The following is a 19,097-nucleotide window of genomic DNA, read 5'->3' as shown; positions in this document are numbered from 1 at the left end:
ATACTAGTAATTAACCAGCCAATTATTATTTATGAGTAAAAAGTTAAGGTTTTGTTTATGTCTTTCGATTTTATTTATTAGTCTACAAAGTATAGCAAAAACAACAGAGCAAGGGATTCGGGGAGTCTGGGTCCCTGCTCCCCGTTTCACCCCTGTATTACATTCCTATCAGGGAGTGAAAGATTTTGTAAAGACATTGGATGAGTTGAATATGAATTCCATATTTCTTGTATCTTATGCGGAAACTAAAACGATATATAGAAGTGACGTGTTGATGCATTATTCTACTTATAAAACACAAGAAGAAAGCTATTTACTAAGTGGATATTCAAAGCAATATCAAAGTCCAACTAATGATCCGGTACGTGATTTGATTGATGAAGCTCATAAACACGATATAAAAGTGTTTTTCTGGTTTGAGTATGGCTTTATGGGAGAAGGACGTCCGATATCACCTAATAATCCTTTGTTAGCAAAGAACCCCCACTGGCTAGGAATAGACAATCAACAACACCCTGCTAATTATAATCAACATGATTACTATTTCAATGCCTATAATCCTGCCGTGCAGAATTTCTTAATAGAACTTATAGAAGAAGCATTGATGCTTTATCCTGATTTAGATGGTATTCAAGGGGATGATCGCTTTCCCGCTATGCCTCGGAATTCCGGATATGATACCTATACAGTTTCTCTTTATCAGTCACAACATCAAGGGAATAATCCTCCTGTAGATTATAATAATTCGGAATGGGTACATTGGCGTTTGGATATTTTAAATACCTTTGCAAAACGATTATATAAAAGAATCAAAGCAAAGAGCCCAAATGTAATGATTAGTTTCGCCCCGAACCCCTATCCTTGGTGTGAAGAGAATCTGATGCAGGAATGGCCTCGTTGGTGTAAAGAGAAAGTTTGTGACCTGTTAGCTGTTCAGTGTTATCGCTATAGTGTTGACGCTTATCGTGCTACGGTTTCAGAAGTTTTGAAGTATATACATCAGAATAATCCAAACCAATTGTTTGCACCTGGCATGATTTTGATGGAGGGAAGTAATTCTAAAATGTCGCCGGAACTATTACAAAAGCAACTTCGTATAAACCGGGAGTTGGGGATTAATAGTGAAATTTATTTTTATAATAAGGGGATTGATAATCCTTCTGTTAGGAAAGTCTTAAAACAGACATATTATCAGAAGATTAAATTTCCAGAAAATTAAATGCTATGATAAGATATATTTTAATTGGACTTTTACTTTGTGGACAAGCCATAAGCTTTGCCCAGATAATATACTATGATGCATCAAACTTCCCTCTATTAGGAAAAGTAACAGAAAACAATGGAGCACGATATGAAAGGTTTCCAGACTCATTAAAAAACATATCACGTCCTCCTCTCTGGTACTTGAGTCGTAATTCGGCAGGAATGGCAATACGATTTCGTAGTAATTCCACTCATATAGCTGTGAAATGGAAGAATCTCTTCAATAATCATATGAATCACATGACTGATACGGGAGTGAAAGGACTTGATTTATACTGTTGGGAAGGTAATGGAAAATGGAGATTCATAAATAGTGCCCGTCCAAATGGAAAAACAAATCAAGCAACAATCATTGCTAACATGCAACCGGAAGAGAGAGAATATATGCTTTATCTTCCTCTCTACGACGGTTTGGCTTCCCTATCTATAGGGATTGATTCGTTAGCTACTATCGATCAGCCTTTAATTGATTATCCAATTCGCCAGAAGCCGGTTGTATTTTATGGAACCAGTATTCTTCAAGGAGGTTGTGCTTCACGTCCCGGAATGGCACATACAAACATTATATCAAGAAGATTAAATCGTGAATGTATCAATCTGGGATTCAGTGGAAATGCACTTTTAGATTTAGAAGTTGCCAAAGTGATAGCCGAGGTAGATGCCAGTGTTTTTGTTTTGGACTTTGTGCCTAATGCTTCTGTAGAACAGATGAAAGAACGTATGGAGACATTCTATTGTATCATTCGTAGTAAACATCCGGATACGCCAGTTATTTTTATAGAAGATCCTATTTTCACTCATACACTTTATGATGAGAGAATAGCTAAAGAAGTGCAAAGAAAGAATGACACATTAAAGGAGATATTCAATCGGCTAAAAAAGGAAAATGAGAAAAATATCATTTTAATCTCTTCAAAGAATATGCTGGGAGAAGATGGAGAAGCCACAATTGATGGTATTCATTTCACAGATTTAGGCATGATGAGATATGCAGATTTAGTTTGTCCAATCATTAAGAAAGCAATCAAATAAAATAGTGACGCTATCGGCTCGGTATAGCGTCACTATATGAAGCTTATAGCAACGCTATCCTATTGACATAGCGTCACTATTTTTAATACTCCTAATAGATGGCTTTTTATATGTTATATCGGTAAAAACAAATCTCCAAATATCAAAATGGTAAAATATCATTTTGGTATTTGAATGATGCTATAATTGAATTTATTCAGCTTGTTAACTGGACATAGAAAAGAATCGCGTAGATTAAGCATTAGTATTATTCAGAAATTAAAGAAATCCTTCCTTTATAGAGCACAATCATTTCTATTTAATATCATGCATTACATAGTGAATATATTTATCAATCTTTTCGTGCTTTTTGTTTAATAAAACAAATTCATCAAAGCACTTCTAATAAATCAATAAATCATGTTTTTACGAGCAGAATATGCTTCCTTTTAAATGTACGTGACGTTTCTTTAAAACCAACCGTGTGTTTCTTTAAAACTAACCGTACGTTTCATTACAATCAAGCGTGTGTTTTTCTATAATAATACGGTAATTTATATGCAAATGACCGTTCTTTTATTCGTAATTATGCATATAAATACCGTATTTTATTGTTTTCTCTTTCTACTTTCTCTCATTTACAAAAAGTGAGAAATAATAAAATCAAAGAAAGAACGACAATATGTCGATCAATTTGATATAAACTAATCATATTGATATTTATGTTCTCCAAAACCACTTGATTTTTGTGAAGAACATAGTTACTAAAACAGCTAAAGAAGTAAGGATTGCTCCCTGAAGAAATCCCAACCAGGCATTTTGTTGAAAATAAGATAATAATGAAGCAATTCCAAGTATATTAGCCAATGGCATAATCAACAAATCGCCGACCACATAAGCTATCATCGGATTCTGACCGGACATCACCAAAAAACGAGTACTTTTCACACACCGGAAATAATCACAAACGATACTTAGAAATAAAAGAGCTAGAAAAGCCAGTCCGGAAGTGACAAAGAAATAACTAAAAGTAGTTGGATCTTTTTTAATACCATCCTGGAAAGGCTCAAAGCACAAACCCAGAAGAAGTAAATATGCCCCTGCGTTAAACAACTTTCTCCATAATAAAGCTATTCCATCCACTTTACGTGGAAATATACACTTACCAGCTAATAACAATAAAACAGTAAACACAAGGTTGACAACCAAATTACGAGTGTATAGACCGTAAAGATTGCTAATGATGATAACAACGGATAATATCATCAACATAATACTCATTTTACGATAAGGAGATGTAGCATAATCATCCGTCTCTTTTTGATATGCTTTCATCCACTCCGCTAAATACTCCCCGGCTATACTGCCGGGAATAACGATAAATAAGTATTTCAAATAATCAAACCGATACATCCACGGCAGAGGAGTATAATTAAATACACTCTGTGTCCACGAACCGTCAACCGTACTCCCTACTATCATAGCCATCAGCAATATCAGAATTCCTAAACGCATCCAACGATTATGCATTGTGAAAATGTAAAGGATAGAACCGAAAATAGCCATATTAGCCAACAGCAAAATGATAATGTTACTGGAGAATAAACTGAATGTTTTCCCATCCGCATAAGAAGTGGTAGCCAACATAATGGCAGCGACAATGTAAGCTCCCACTTTTATTGAAATATGTACCCAATCCGGCATTTTCAAAGGAATGCGCATGAACATGGGAAATAGAACAGCAAAACAGAGTATAGCCAGCAGCCATGCTCTGATATCCTGCGGAGAACTTAACATATACGGATAAAAATGCTGGATGAAAATAGCAAAGAAAGTCAACTGAATCCCCCGTTTGACAGCTTCATAAACAAGTTTTAATTTTGAATCACCTTTTTCAGCACGCTTCCTTATGGAAAAAGGAAACGCGGCTCCCATAGCGAACAGGAAAAAAGGAAACACAAGATCTACCCAAGTAATACCGGGCAACAGAGGATTAAACACATGATCTGGCGGAGGCGTTTGAGCATGACTCATCCAACCGGGAAGAACATGCGTTACGATGGTAGCCGAAAGCACCATCGTAATAATTGCATATCCCCGTAAGGCATCTAAAGCTAAAGCTCTGTTGTTCATAAAGCTCCCCCCTCGCGCATTCCTTTTTCTACTTCTTTCCAAAGATTCTTTTGGATGATGTGTACTATATCGAATACCATTAGTCCATCCGATCGACGAAGGTTCATCTCTATTGTTTCGGATAATTTCCCCGGATTATCATAGAACTGATCCACCAAGATGCCGCCCATAAACTTGTTGTCTTTAAGAATCTGACGCAAGTGCTGACAGGAACCTTCTACACAGTACCATGTACCGGCTTGAGCCTGCGAATCAGTCTCGTTCCAGATGTTGCGGTTCGTTTTCTTGTATTCCTCTATCGTTATGTCTGTATAGTAATTTCCGGTTGCATACAAATCGATCAGTTCCGCGTATCCGTAATTTTTATATTCGGGAGTGGCCCAACTGAAGTCTTTAGCCGGATCATACTTTTTGCTGGCGAAATTAACTCCCACTTCATAGTAAGACGGATACCAAGCTCCGGTATATGTGCCGAAAGAAACTTTTGGATTGGCAGCTTTCACTTCCTTACGTGCCAATGCCATAAAATCAGTAATGTTTTTCGTTCTCCATTCCATCCATTTCTGGAAATACTTTCCCGGTTGTGTGATAAACTTCCCATCCGTATTCTTCTTCCACACAAAAATATCTTCGGGGAACTTCGCCACTTTCTTACCTATATACGCTTCAAACTTTTCGCGTGAAAGCGGTGAGAAGTCGGCTGTTATACCATCATAGCGTACGCGGTCGAGCATCAAGCCATCCAAATCAGGGTATTTGGTCACTACTTCTTTCAGTACATTTAGAATATGCGCACGATACTCCTCATTCAGAGGATTAATCATAGCACCATATTTTTGTTTTTCTTCCGTAATCGGAATAATGCCTTTATCGGGAGTATATACCATGGATGCCCAGTCCGGATGTCCACTATATACCATTCCACGATCGAAATAATTGTGTCCGGCACAGAATACATTTAATGAAGCATGAATCTCAAGACCCAATTCGTGCCCTTTTTTAATGAAGTATTGCAAATAATCAAAATTCCCGGCCTTTGCGCCTTTCCACTCTTTCATTTGTGGAGCAAACTGACTTTGATAAAGTACTTCTCCCGTAATGGGCCGTATATCCACTATTGCATGAGTGAAACCTACTGATTTGATTTTCTCCAAATAATAGTCAATCGAGTCTTTATGGCTGAAACGTTCGAAGTTAGCTTCGGCATCGAACCACATTAACGCAGGTTTCTTTTTGATTACAATCCGGAAAGGAGAAGCAGGAATAGCCGCATTATTGCATAATTCTCCCAACATATAATTCCGGAAACAATAACGTACCTCTATGGGGTCATTGATCGAATCATTCCAGACCTTTACAGTAGAAGAACCATTGATAATTTCCGCTTTGGCCGGTCGGAATATACCATCCGTCCCCACTATTTCAAATCCTTTCACGTTTTGATTTTCCGGAGTCAATCCTTCTTCACCATGTTCAAAGTCTATTTCTACTACATTCCCTTTTACCCGGTGGGATTTGTATATAGGACCGGAATATTGAATACCTTTACGATGATACGTTTTTGCCAATGCCCAATAAGCCAGTCGTTCACCGACCTTTATCTTATAGGGCGAATGAATAAAGTTTTCACTCCCGGCATCACCTGTGGTTACCATTCCAACATTTGGAACAGCTGACATCAGCTCCAGCTGGCATTGACGGAACCAAGCCCAATCCAGTTTATCATTGCCTTCCGATTTCCATGGTGCAATCTGTACGTAATAAAATGGCATTTGGGGATTGTTGAAGAATGTTCTCCATTGAGAAACCATTGCAGGAAATAATCTCTTATATAATCCGGGATCGGGTGTGTTTGCTTCACCTTGATACCAAATCACTCCTTTAACAGGAAATCCTTTCCATGGATTCACCATTGCATTCCACAATAATGTAGGAGTCCCTGCCGTCCACCCGAACTCTCTCTGTATTACATCAGGCAATGCTATTTCCGGAAAGCCCGATAAAGTCTCTTTATTCATCCAAGCCTCTATTTTTGACATGCTCCAGGAACAATGTATCAGACCGACAGGAACATCCAAAGATTGCTGTAACTGATTGCCAAAGAAATAGGCAGTTGCACTGAAATCAGCAACATCTTCCGGAGAGGCTTCTTTCCATTCTCCGTCCACCCCAGCTTCCTGTGGAATGGTACTCCAGGCATTTTTTACAGTATAGAGACGCAGTGGACGTTTGGGATTAGCAGATACAATGTATGGCTGGGAACCAAACACAGGCTGTCCACGGAATCCTTTCACTGGCATTTCCATATTCGACTGTCCGGAACAGAACCAGACTTCTCCTATTAAAATATTCTGCAATGTGAGGTCCTCTCCATCCGAGAACGTAATACTATACGGACCTCCAGCTACCGGTGTTTGGAGAGAAAGTTTCCATTCACCTTTTGCATCAACATTCGTTTGGATTTTTTTATTATTCCATGAAGCGGTAGCCTGCACACGTTTTCCCGAAGTCGCTGTTCCGGAAAAAGTAACTTCCGATTGTTGCTGTAACACCATATTATCCCCCAAAATGGAAGTAAGGGTTACTTTCGCTTCTGTTTTCAGGAGAAACGAGAAGCATATCAATAATATAAAATATTTGGCTTTCAACATATGATTCTTATTTGTTTTCGACAGCTTCAGTATACACATTGCCGAAGCGATCTGTTACTTTCACTTCTATTTTAGCATTTTTATTACGGGGAGTAGCATGAAATAGATGTTCGGTAAGAACTGGGGAAATCCATTCATATTTCACCTTTTCTTTGTCAGAACAGATTGCTTTGGCTGCAGGATCATATCCTTTGTAGCGTTGCATTTCTCCCATTCGCTTTCCGTTTTCATACCATTCCACTTTCCACTGTTCATCCCAGTTCCATACGTTAGCAATAATATCGGAAGGGTACTCGTCAGATGATCCGGCCTGATATACATGTAATTGATGCTCTTTCGGGTAGCCTGCACTTTTATATAGCCATTTCACTTGGTTCCCGTCTACTTCATATACCCCATATCCCCTCGGAGTACCATCCACATTAATATCTGCACGCCACCAAGTACCGCATACGGCAGCTGTGTTATGTTCCATTAATGAGTCATTAAAACATACGTTTACATTAAAATGTGTATGTCCGGAAATGATGTGGGCATTATAACCTTCCAATAATTTATATAGTGCAGCTGTATTGACCGTTTCATCTTGATCTAGCGTGTTATATCTTAGCTTCTTCTGAAGACTGGAAGGAATGTGTATCACTACAAAGACAAGTTTGTCTTTGGGCACATAAGAGAGGTCTTTCTCCAGCCATTGGAAAGTACGTTCATCAATGTAACCTATATATTGATAATCACGGTTAACATAAAAGCAATTGTCAAGCACGATATAATGAGCATTACCTTTATTTAATGAATAGTAGATAGGACCGAAATAACTTTCGAAAGTGCGATAAGAATATTCAAAAGTACGCCCTCCATACGTCATGTCGTGATTACCAATTGCCCGATAGATGGGAATCTCTAATGATGATACCGTATCTATATAGGAAGGATATAAAGAAGGAGTATCTCCTACGATATCCCCACAATCTATGCCGAATACTTCTTTTTTGCCCATATACGGACGAATATATTCTTTCATATCTTGCAGATATTTAGCATAAGCCTTTACGTCATCTTCGGAAGTAACCTGCGCATCTGCCTGCACCAAAAACAAATGATTGATCTCATTTTGCGGATTTCTTACCAATTCGAAGTCGTAAATATCTTGCTTGGCCGGATTCAGCTTCTGATAGAATAAAGGTATTGTTTGTTCTGTTTTCGGTAAATATCCGGAAGGAGTGGATAAATAAATGAAACGAACATCCCTATTAGGGGGGAGAGTATATTGGCCTTGCTGGTCAGTCAAAACACAGTCTATTCCGTCGGTCACTACTACCCCCGGGACTCCTGTCCCATTACAGGTTACTTTCCCGCGAATAGGGTTAGAAGGAATCTGGGCTTGTAAATTCAAGCCCAGACCTATTAATAAAAAGAATTGTAATAAATATATTTTCATAATTAGTTGGTTAGTTCAAACCTCATTCTTCGATAGATTCCAGATATTTATCAAAGCCTGTTTTAAAAGCGTTCCAATAGTCGTATTTCTTAACGTGGCAAAGGTCGAAGGCAAAGAAGCCGTCACTATTACTGATACAAGCATCAATAGCATCCGGAATTTTTGCAGATTGTCCTCCGTCAGTCCATCCGGTACTGTTACCGATATCTGGTCCGCCTGCAAAAGGTACATCTCCTTGTAACAGTTCACGTCCATTCTTACAAAAACCTTCCATGGTCCATTCGCCACTTCCATATATATTGTTCACGGAAGCATAAGCACCCAAAAAGATATAGTCCAAATGGTCCGCATATCCATAATTCTTATAATCGGAAGTAGCCCATTTCGGATAATAAGCGGAGGTGTTGTATTTAGGGCTGGCCCAGTTCACGCCTGATGTATAGTATGTTGAATACCAGGCACCAACATAAACTCCAAACTTGATATTGTTATTGACAGATTTAACTTTCTCGCGTGCCTTTACTATGAAATCATGAATAACTTTCGCTCTGAATTCCAACCACTTCTTAAAATAAACAGGCTGGTCAGAAGGTATTTCATCCGTACCGGGTGCCATAATATCTGCCGGGAAGTTTGCTACAGTTTCACCGATGTATTCTTCGAACTTCTGTTTGGAAATATCTGAAAAATCGCTTTCTAAGCCATAGTCATCATAACGACAACGATCCAATATGATGCCATCCAAATCATATTTAGCCAAGTCGGCCAACAACTGTAAAACAAAGTTTTGTACATCATCATTAGCGGGATTGAAAAATTTCGCTCCATAATCGGTTTCATCGTCCAACAAATCCATCGTATTGGTTAGCCCGTCAGCTAGATTAGCTACACTAGCCCATCCTTTTTTTGATTCATCACGGAACAAGACTCCATCATGTCCTAAATTATACGGACATAAATAGCCTCCTACAAATGTATTGATAGAAGCATTCACTTTTAATCCTTGTATACGAGCCTCCTCAATAAATGCCTGTAAATAATCCCAAGTTTCCGTCCTTTCATAATAACTATATCCGGAATTACCCCATACATCCATACGTTTCACCTGATCTACAACATTAGTATTGAATAATACATCTCCTGTAGTGGGACGTACATCGACAATAATATCAGTGAATCCTGCCGCTTTTATCTTTTCCATATCTTTGGCTATGTTTTCCTTACTATTGGCATAGTCAGGAAAATTAGCAGCCGCATCAATCCAAATATATCGTGGCTTAGCTTCTGCAACATCCGGCTCGTCCGGCTTTTCTGTCGAATTATCGTTCCACGGCCATCCGGGAATTCCATCAGAATCATCACTACAGGAGGTTATTGTAACTGCTCCCAAGAAAGTCAGTATTAGTATTTTTAGAAATTTTCTCATATCATACTTGTTTTATTAGGTATATACTGCCTGATATATCCGCAGTACATTTTTTATTTAAGAGTGACTACTGATGCTACGGATCTTTCGTCTCCGCTGGAGTCACTTGTCTTGATAGTCTCTTGCCCATTGACTAACATGCAACTGGAACCACCGCCATCCAAATTGATAGCATCCGTACATCCCAGTGTTTTCATGATATTAGCTACATTTTCGGTGGTCATACCGGCAACTCCCGTTGTCATTCCATCTCCTTCACACACAAAAAGAATCATTTTCTTATCATTGGTGATACCAATAGCCGAACGAGGTCTGTTCACCGTGGCGCCAATATCTGATAAAATTTCTTCTTCGTATGTATTCTTTATGTTTCCATCCAACAGAAGTACGGGGCCACCGCCTATTCCTGTTTTAGCATTTAAGACAGTTCCTGTAGACGGAAAATTTTCATTAGGAGTTGTTTCTGATTTTACCGGTGAGGGCTCCGAATACCAATAAGTAACATTGGATAGTGTTGTGTAAGTCCACATTGATTTGAATGAGCCATCATTCATTTCACAGAATGCAGCTAATACAGGATACCAGAATGGACCGTTAGTCCAATCTTCTGCTGTTACATCATTGTTCTTACACACCATTTCACCGTTACGCCATATTAGGCTTAATGACCCCTCATAGAAGAAACCTCCATTGATTACAATTGTGGAGTTGTTCTCTTCATAAAATTCTTTTGGCTTTTTCAATCCAGTCTTTTCTCCTAATACACCAAATGCTGCCTTACTCATATCACCTACCGCAATATAAGCTATCGCTTTTTTGCCTTCCAGTGTTTCTGGTGATTTATATACGTTGATATGTTCAGGCAAGGTTCCATAAGTGCTTTTCACATTGGTCCAGCCTAAATTTACAATATCAGGATTGGCTTCAACAGGTTCAGTTGGAGTCTCCGGCTCTGCCCATGGCCAATCCGGAATATCAGTGTTATCATCACCACATGCTATAAAAAAAGGTAGTAATAATAACAACCATGACATTTTTTTCTTTGTTGACATATAGCTACTCCTTTAAATGATTTACGGATTTCTTTATCCCATATATGACGAGTAGATACTTTCTCATCATATATGAGATAAAGAGATTAATTATTTGTCGATACAATCAAATTCATATCCTCCGATAACCTTACAGTTATTATCCACATAGTAAACACGGAGTTTATATCCATCGGTTGTCGGTGCAAGCAATACATCGCCTGTTGCAGCTACACCATCAGCTGAATTGTATGAGGAAAGTGAAGGATTGAATGACAAAGCATCTGAACTAGACACTGTACCAGTGAATGAACCGTCTGATGTTACGTCATACATATATAAGCATGGAGTTCCACCCCATTGCGGGAAGTGAGCTGTACATACCAATACAAGATATTGTGCATTATTGAAGCTCCTTGTATCTAGACAGTTGTTATTCATAGCCCAAGAATTGCCATTATCGGAGTCTTCCAAAGATTTACTTGCATTATTATTTGCTCCATTCACCCAATAAAGTATGTTAGGATCATAATATGACAAGAAATAATCACTTTGAGCAGTAGTTCCTTTAGTCACAACTTTAGTGTTTGATGCGGGAGCTCCCCAATTACCTACACCATTCACTGTTACTACTTGAGGACTTCCCAATACACCGTCTGTTATAATCCAACGAACAAACTTATTGGAACCTGAACTGGCTGTTCCGTCACAAGTGGCAATAATAGAGGCATTAGTATTAATATCTCCTTGAACAGACACTTTCGTACCCATATCTAACCCTGTATTATTAGTATAAGTAGTCAATAAAGTTGGAGCAGTCGTAACAGAAGAAGTCTTATAGATTGAGAAAGACTTGCCATTAGTAGCCTTCGTTGCTAATAATATATTTCCCCTACTATCACTTGTCATACATCCTAAAGATGCAACACTCACACTACCCAAAGTTACATTACCAATCTTATTTCCCGTAGATGCATTGTAATATGCAGGAGTTGTGGTACCATCACCCAAGCAAACTACCAAATTATTTCCGGAAACAGCTAAAGAAGGTGCATTTGCTCCAGTCCAAGGTAAGCCGATGACTCCCATATCCAATTTAAATAATTCTGTCTCACTACCTTTTCTATATCCGTAAGGAATCTTATCCGGTACTGCTTTTTGAATAGTATAAGTTTGCTTTGTCACTCCATCGTGAGCAATCACTGTAAGCTCAACAGGTGAATTAAAATTAAGAGGCTCTGTTTTAGGATCCGGTGACATGGTCGCATGAGCCGACAGTGAATAATCTGCCAAGCAAGAAGATAAATCTTCCGCAGAGATTAAAGATACAGTTTTGTGGTCTTCATCAATAATACCTGTAATGTCTTCAGACGGTATTGAGAAACTTAATAACTGACACTTAGTAGACTTAACTCTTTCACCTGTGATGCAGATTTGTTTCTTATATCCTTGAGCGTCTGTATAAGTGAAATAATTCTCTTTAGTCAGATCGAGAATTGAAAGAACCGGTTCAATAGTACAGTTTGGTGCCAACTTTGCCTGAATCCTCATCGCTTTCATATATTCTGAAGTTTCATTATCACTATTTTCCGGATAATACCATGGCATAGGAATTACATACTTATCTACAGAAGCATCTGCAATAGTATATACCACAGCCTCTTTATCCACGTATGGCCCAGAAGTAAAGAGTGCAGTCAAGCTCGTGATTCCCTGTCTGTCCGCAGTAGGAAGCACATATTCCGGATCCTGGCAAGAACTCGTGAGAGCCAAAATCCCTAATAATAGATATAATATATTCTTTTTCATAATGTTTTCATTTTAGATTTATTGCCATTCTGCATATTGAGTTACCGCACCGTTATTGTCCAACTCTGCCTGTGGCATTGGGAAACGATACATCTTAGTCGGGAAATTACGATCTTTATCATCACATTCTGTATAAATGTAAGTGAAAGACCCATTTGCATTTTTCTCTATTTTCATTCCATGAAGACGAATACCGGTAAATGCTGTCGCAGATAATTTCCAACGACGCATGTCCCAATAATAATGTCCTTCATAAGCAAGTTCTACTTTGCGTTCCTGACGGATGGCTTTCATTAAATCATCCCCACTTTTGTCTGTGTAAGACAATCCCACTCTGTTACGAATATCTTTTATGTCTTTATTTGCCTTATCCGTATAGCCATTCAGATGATAACATGCTTCTGCATGATTCAGTAATACCTCTGCGTAACGAATTTCTGTCCATGGCTGTGTACTGGCTTGTATGGAAGTAAAATTATGAGCTTCATCTACCAGTTTACGTAAATAATACCCGGTAGTAGAACGTCCTTCCGGTTTGGCATCTGTTTTCCATGCAGCCCAACCATCAGTACCGTTTACGAAAGATTCTATCGGTCTGCCTTTCCATGTTGCTCCATTATAGAGAATGGTAGCTTTAAAACGTGGTTCCAATTTGGCATAAGGAGGAGTCGTTGTAGTACCTTCAGCAGTATGCCATGCACTCCAATCGGGGAAGCCACTACCATCTGCATATTCATACGATTCAACCATTTCTTGTGTCGGGGTACCGAATCCTCCGGTCATGGAATTGCCGTCGAGCGCTTTATCACCTCCAGGAACCATATATCCATCAAAGTCATGAGTCACAGTGGAACTCTTATCATAACAATATTGTAGAATGGCTTCTTTGCTTCCTGCTTTAAAGGCATTTGAATAGTCTTCTTTTGCTTCTAATTCATAACCCATTCCCATCACCTTTTCAGCTGCAATACGAGCGTCATCCCATCTTTCCGCATACAACATAGCTCTCGATAACATTGCATAAGCAGCTCCGCTAGTTAAACGTCCGTTAGGAGTTTTATCAACAGGCAAATGTTCACCGGCATATTTTAGATCATTATATACAAAATTCCATCCGTCGGCTTCCGAACTAACTGGCATATCCTTTTTTATATTATCCAGATTCTCATCGTATATAATCACTTCTTTATAACGCTTTAATAAATCTGTATAGAGATACCCTCTGAAGAAACGCATTTCAGCTTCCAAGCGTTCTTCATCAGCCTGACCAAATGAAGCATATTTCTTTAATTTGTTGATACCTTCATTGACACGGCGCACATATTCGTACATCGTCCCCCAGTTGCCAAGGTAAGTACTAACATAATTCACTGTGAGAACAGAACCTCCATAAGCAATTTCACTAGGTATCTGACATTTAGCCATATAATTGTAGGAACCATATTTAAGCTGATCTGTCAGAGCTTCTATCATTCCTGCCAAACATTGTCCATCCCTGTAGACTCCTAAATAATCTATATAGCGATAGAAATCGTTGACTGCCTGTTCTGCATAGTCGAGTTTACTCCATACAAGTTTATCTGATGCTCTGTCTGTTGGAGTCATGTCCAGATAATCACTACATGAGCCAAGCCCTAAAGAGGCTCCCAACAATATGATACTTAATACTTTTGTTTTCATAATAGAACTTTTAAAGGTTTAGAAAGTCAAAGTTATACCGCCCATAATGGTGCGTTGTTGAGGATAGTATCCGTTATTTACTCCCGGAGATTCAGGATCGATTCCATCAGGAAGACCGGAAATCGTGAATAAATTAGAACCTTCTACATAAATTCTAAGATTCTGAATACCGACAGGACTCATCCATCTCTTGGGGAATGTGTAACCCAATTGTGCGGATTTGAGACGAAGGTATCTACCGTTACGCAACCAGAAAGTGGAAGCTAATCCATTATCTCCTCCGTGTCCTTGATTACCCAGTGTAAGTCGTGGGAATGTTCCATTCGGATTTTCTACTGTATATGCATTCTGAACCAGATATAGTGGTGAGTTGGCTCCTTCTTTAAATGCCTGTGTCCAGACTGTATTATCGTCATATCCATTGTAATAAGTTCCTGTCAACGATACATCAAACAGTGCACCTCCAGTAAATTGTGCACTTAAATCGAATCCATTCCAAGCACAATTCAGGTTCAAACCGTAAGTTAATTCGGGACGATTGCCACGTCCAACACGTGTTCTGTCATCTTCGTCTATTTTACCATCACCATTTAAATCTCTGTATTTGATATCACCGACATTAGGACGAGTGCCATACCAGGCTGAATTGTCTATTTCTTCTTCCGAACGGAATAAGCCATCTGCAACCCACACAACAGAAGCATCAACACTACGTCCTGTGCGTTTTCTCCACTCTACTGTGTTCGGACTATCCGGATAACGGAGATAACGGTTTCTTGCAAATGTCAGATTGAAGCTTGCGCCATAGGAGAATGGCTTACCTGCCAAGTTTAATTTATTACGATGACTCACCGTTACTTCAACGCCTTTGCTATCCACCTTATTATAGTTGGCATAAGTATAATAATATCCTCCCATAGATGGCGGGTAATCGCCTCCCATTGCTGTCAAAATATCATAGGTATAATTATAGAATGCGTCAAACTCCATTCCCAACAGACCATTCCACATCGTAAAGTCAAATCCTGCATTGTAGGTTAAGGTGTTCTCCCAAGTTAGAGTAGGATTGGCAATTACAGAGGCGCGTAATGCTTGCATTACTTTTCCATTCAGAATTGTCTGGTATGCATTTTTGTTACCATCCATCAAATTGTAAGTACTAAGGAAAGCATACGGACTCACTGCATCGTTTCCTAATAAACCGACAGATGCACGTATCTTCATATCATCCAGAAATGTCAGACTAGACATAAAATCTTCTTTAGATATTCTCCACGCTACTGACGCTGACGGGAAGAATGCCCAACGTTTCCCACTAACATTGCCGGCAAATTTGTAAGAACCATCATATCGACCTGTAAACTCTGCCAAATACTTATTGTCATAGTCATATTTCAAACGAAAAACATAACCAATACTACGGTTTGCATCACTGTATCCCGAGATTGGAGAGTCTGCAGGTTGTCCAAAGCTCAATTCCGGTAGTTCAGAGAAACTCATGTTTTTATTATAGCCGGAGAAACTGTTTTCTTTATAATCCCGGATTTCTGCCAATACCATTGCTTCTACATTATGTTTTCCGAAGGAGCTTGCATAGTTTATACTTCCTTGGCCTACCATTTGATGAGAACTATACTGTCCTTCACCTAAATTTATTCCATTTGCTGTGCCGCGAGGATCGTCTGCTTTAGACCAAGTCCAATCTGCTGTCGAAGTCGGCATTTTATGTATATATGTGGAGTAAGGCGTATTCAAATTCTTATTATGAGAAGTTGTATAGTCATAAGCTCCGGTTACTTTTACACTCAAACCTTTAACCCAAGGCACATTGTATTGCAATGAGATGTTGGTCTGCAAATCAAAGCTATTGGTATGCTTGTATCCGGATTCATAAATAGCAGCCAACGGACTGTTGGGCAGACTTGTGTTATTCTGTGTAGTAGCAGTATAAAGTCCGTCATATGTTTCCGGCAAATAGGGATGCATCATTATAGTCTGATGAGCTACTGACAACCAACCTTGTTCACCCAATTCGGAATTAGAATCCGTACCGCCTGAAGCATATCCCGGAGTTTCACGTTTACCGACATTTCCTGCAATACCTAAACTTAACTGGAAGTTCTTAGCCAGTTGAGTCTCAAGATTAGTTCTTAAATTGTATCTCTTGTAAGAGAAATTGTCAATGTTACCTTTTTGACCTAAATAACCCACAGAAGCAAAGTAACGCATCTTATCACTACCTCCCTGTATTGTTACATTGTGTTTCTGATTAATACCGGTTCCGAATACTTTATCAATATAGTTAACATTATCCCATCCGTCAGTAGGATCACCATTCAACATAGCTTCCACATTCGCCTTTGTAAAAACGGGATTATATTGACTAATGTTTGAAATGCTTCCATTAGCTATTTTATCCATCATGTCAGCCATATTATAATAATATGCAAATTGAGGTCCATTCATAAACTGCGGAAAGTTTGCATTCATAGATGCTCCTATTGAACCATTATAAGTGATTTTGGATTTTCCTTCCTGACCTTTTTTTGTAGTTATAATAATAACACCACCGGCTCCTTTTAATCCATAAACAGCTGCAGAAGCTCCATCTTTCAAAACAGATACACTTTCGATATCATTAGGGTCAATATCATTAATAGAACGAGGCATTCCGTCTACTATATAAGTAACATTATAAATAGAGCCACGAACTCGTAATGTAGCCTGATCGTCTCCGGGTTCACCAGATACTTGAACAGATGAAATACCTGGCAAACGTCCACCTAAAAGACTCGACACATTGGTTGCCGGTGCTTTCAGCAGTTCGTCGCCTTTCACCGCAGATACGGCTCCGGTTAAAGATTGCTTCTTGGCAGTACCATATCCTACCACAATCACTTCATCCAAAGCTGCCACATCATCTTTCATAACCACATTAATGGTCGTCTGACCTGCTACCTTTATTTCCTGATCTGACATTCCAACATATGAGAATGATAAAATGTCTTTTGCGGTGGCCTGAATGCTATATTTTCCATTTACATCTGTAATAGTGCCATTAGTAGTTCCTTTTACGACAACACTTACTCCTGGTAGCGGTTCTCCTATACCATCAGTAACAGTTCCTTTCACTAAACTCTGTGCATGACTACTGATAGCACATGCAAATAGCGCGCAGATTGAAAACATAAATATTTTCAATATACGAGAGTTCTTCTTGATTTTTGAGTTAAACTCTGTCATAGAATTAATTTTTAGATTATTAATATAGATTGGTTAACATATCCGTTATTGTTTATAGCTGTTCCAATACTTTCCAGCATTGATATAACCCTCTTGGTACATGGAAACATCCTTTCCATTTTCCTCCTTTCAATGGTAGTAGCACTTCACCTCTCCGGTTTAGGTATCCATACCATTCGGGATGCTCTTTATCTTTAAAATGGGTCCATGTATAATCGTGTACTTTTTCAAACCATTCCAGACATTGGTTATCTCCGGTCAATTGATAACTCTTCAGAAGAGATATGAGTGTTTCAATATGCACCCACCAGAGTTTCTGGTCCCATTCCAGTTGTTGGGGAGGACAACCGTTACGGTCCATAAAATAGTAGATACCTCCATATTCTTTATCCCAACCATATTCAAGCATTGTAAGAGTGATGTTCTTAGCCTTTTCGATTAATTCCGGACGGTTTAGGCGTTTCCCTAAATCCATTATAAACCACATGGCTTCAATCGCATGGCCAGGGGTAATCTGCCGTCCTTCAAAGCAATCTATCAGATTACCATTCACATCTACATTCTCAACAATGATACCACCAAGTTCGGGACGATAGAAAACAGACATAACTTCATGAATACAAGTATCCATCGCTTGTTCCAAATAGTCCTTGCCTAAAATATGCTCAATTTCCATAGCAAGATTGCATAGTATCATCGGCAGGGCAAAATTTTTTAGATTACGAGTGCCCGGATGAAGTTTATTCCATTTACCTTTCGGATTATCTACTTTGGAAAGGATAATGTCGAAGGTTTTCTTAGCAATGTCAGCATATTCCTGATTACCGGTTGCAAGGCTTAATTGCCCGAAAGCCATGGCAGCGAATGTATATGAAAAGATATTGTATGGTTCTACCAATGGTCTACCCAAACGGTCAAGGGAAAAATACCAGTTATAGTCTCCATCATGTCCATATTTTTTTAAAAACTCACCACCTTGAACGGCACAATCCAGCCATTCCTTACGTTTTTCCACTTTATTGTAAAGCATAGAGAACATCCACACTTCGCGGCCTTGCAGCCAGATAAATTTATCTGTATCGAAAACTCTTCCTTCACGATCCAAACAGGTGAAGTAGCCTCCATATTCATGATCTTGTGAGTTTTCAAGCCAGAAAGGAAGAACATTATCCAAGAGTTCATCCTTGTATTGATTTGCCAGTTTCTTAAAATCCATACATCTTTTATTATTAAGTTATTAAGGTCTTTTTGTTTTACTATTCCGAACGGGTCCAATATCTTTCAATCTCCTCCAGCGACTTCCCAGTAGTCTCCGGCACGAGTTTCCAGACAATCAGCATATACGGCACGCACATGAGGGCGAACAGGAAGAATGTTCCGGCGGGGGTAAGGTTCTGGAGCATCCAGGG

General features: G+C 38.9%; 12 protein-coding genes. 2 read left to right on the top strand and 10 right to left on the bottom strand.

All coding sequences use genetic code 11. The annotated features are described in order from the left end of the window. The first annotated feature begins 31 nt into the window (after positions 1 to 31). Positions 32 to 1,219 (top strand): glycoside hydrolase family 10 protein, encoded by a 1,188-nt coding sequence (locus DXA54_RS23945; protein ID WP_004297575.1) that lies wholly within the window; start codon positions 32 to 34, stop codon positions 1,217 to 1,219. Positions 1,220 to 1,224: 5 nt separating this feature from the next. Further along, positions 1,225 to 2,295 (top strand): SGNH/GDSL hydrolase family protein, encoded by a 1,071-nt coding sequence (locus DXA54_RS23940; RefSeq protein ID WP_120080870.1) that lies wholly within the window; start codon positions 1,225 to 1,227, stop codon positions 2,293 to 2,295. Positions 2,296 to 2,994: 699 nt separating this feature from the next. On the opposite strand, the gene DXA54_RS23935 is transcribed toward DXA54_RS23940, so the two are convergent. The 10 genes from DXA54_RS23935 to DXA54_RS23890 all read right to left on the bottom strand — a co-directional run. Beyond that, the gene (locus DXA54_RS23935) at positions 2,995 to 4,407 is read right to left on the bottom strand and encodes a DUF5009 domain-containing protein (protein ID WP_004307221.1); all 1,413 of its coding nucleotides are present in this window, start codon (positions 4,405 to 4,407) and stop codon (positions 2,995 to 2,997) included. Next, the gene (locus tag DXA54_RS23930) at positions 4,404 to 7,058 is read right to left on the bottom strand and encodes an alpha amylase family protein (protein ID WP_120080888.1); all 2,655 of its coding nucleotides are present in this window, start codon (positions 7,056 to 7,058) and stop codon (positions 4,404 to 4,406) included. Before DXA54_RS23930 ends, DXA54_RS23935 begins: the two co-directional genes overlap by 4 nt. Before the next feature lie 7 nt (positions 7,059 to 7,065). Further along, on the bottom strand, positions 7,066 to 8,499 hold the full coding sequence (locus tag DXA54_RS23925) for a calcineurin-like phosphoesterase C-terminal domain-containing protein (RefSeq protein WP_120080868.1): 1,434 nt from the start codon (positions 8,497 to 8,499) through the stop codon (positions 7,066 to 7,068). A 22-nt stretch (positions 8,500 to 8,521) separates the two neighbouring features. Next, positions 8,522 to 9,925 (bottom strand): alpha amylase family protein, encoded by a 1,404-nt coding sequence (locus tag DXA54_RS23920; RefSeq protein WP_004297568.1) that lies wholly within the window; start codon positions 9,923 to 9,925, stop codon positions 8,522 to 8,524. Positions 9,926 to 9,978: 53 nt separating this feature from the next. Continuing rightward, entirely contained in the window at positions 9,979 to 10,977 is a 999-nt protein-coding gene (locus DXA54_RS23915; RefSeq protein ID WP_120080866.1) for a phosphodiester glycosidase family protein, read from the bottom strand. A 90-nt stretch (positions 10,978 to 11,067) separates the two neighbouring features. Beyond that, complete coding sequence (locus tag DXA54_RS23910; protein WP_120080864.1) at positions 11,068 to 12,765, bottom strand: DUF5018 domain-containing protein; 1,698 nt, start codon at positions 12,763 to 12,765, stop codon at positions 11,068 to 11,070. Between the two features lie 18 nt (positions 12,766 to 12,783). After that, on the bottom strand, positions 12,784 to 14,445 hold the full coding sequence (locus DXA54_RS23905) for a RagB/SusD family nutrient uptake outer membrane protein (protein ID WP_120080862.1): 1,662 nt from the start codon (positions 14,443 to 14,445) through the stop codon (positions 12,784 to 12,786). A gap of 18 nt (positions 14,446 to 14,463) precedes the next feature. Then, a complete protein-coding gene (locus tag DXA54_RS23900; protein ID WP_120080860.1) occupies positions 14,464 to 17,688 on the bottom strand; it encodes a SusC/RagA family TonB-linked outer membrane protein in 3,225 nt (1,074 codons plus the stop codon). 52 nt (positions 17,689 to 17,740) lie between these two features. Then, positions 17,741 to 18,904 carry an AGE family epimerase/isomerase gene (locus tag DXA54_RS23895; RefSeq protein ID WP_008651671.1) on the bottom strand — a complete coding sequence of 388 codons (1,164 nt, stop codon included), beginning with the start codon at positions 18,902 to 18,904 and terminating at the stop codon, positions 17,741 to 17,743. Positions 18,905 to 18,944: 40 nt separating this feature from the next. Then, the coding region (locus tag DXA54_RS23890) for an MFS transporter (protein WP_165863286.1) at positions 18,945 to 19,097 on the bottom strand (153 nt) is incomplete at its 5' end.

Source organism: Bacteroides sp. OF03-11BH, assembly GCF_003604005.1.
GTDB classification, from domain to species: Bacteria; Bacteroidota; Bacteroidia; order Bacteroidales; family Bacteroidaceae; genus Bacteroides; species Bacteroides ovatus.
This window is presented reverse-complemented; position numbering and strand designations above follow the sequence as displayed.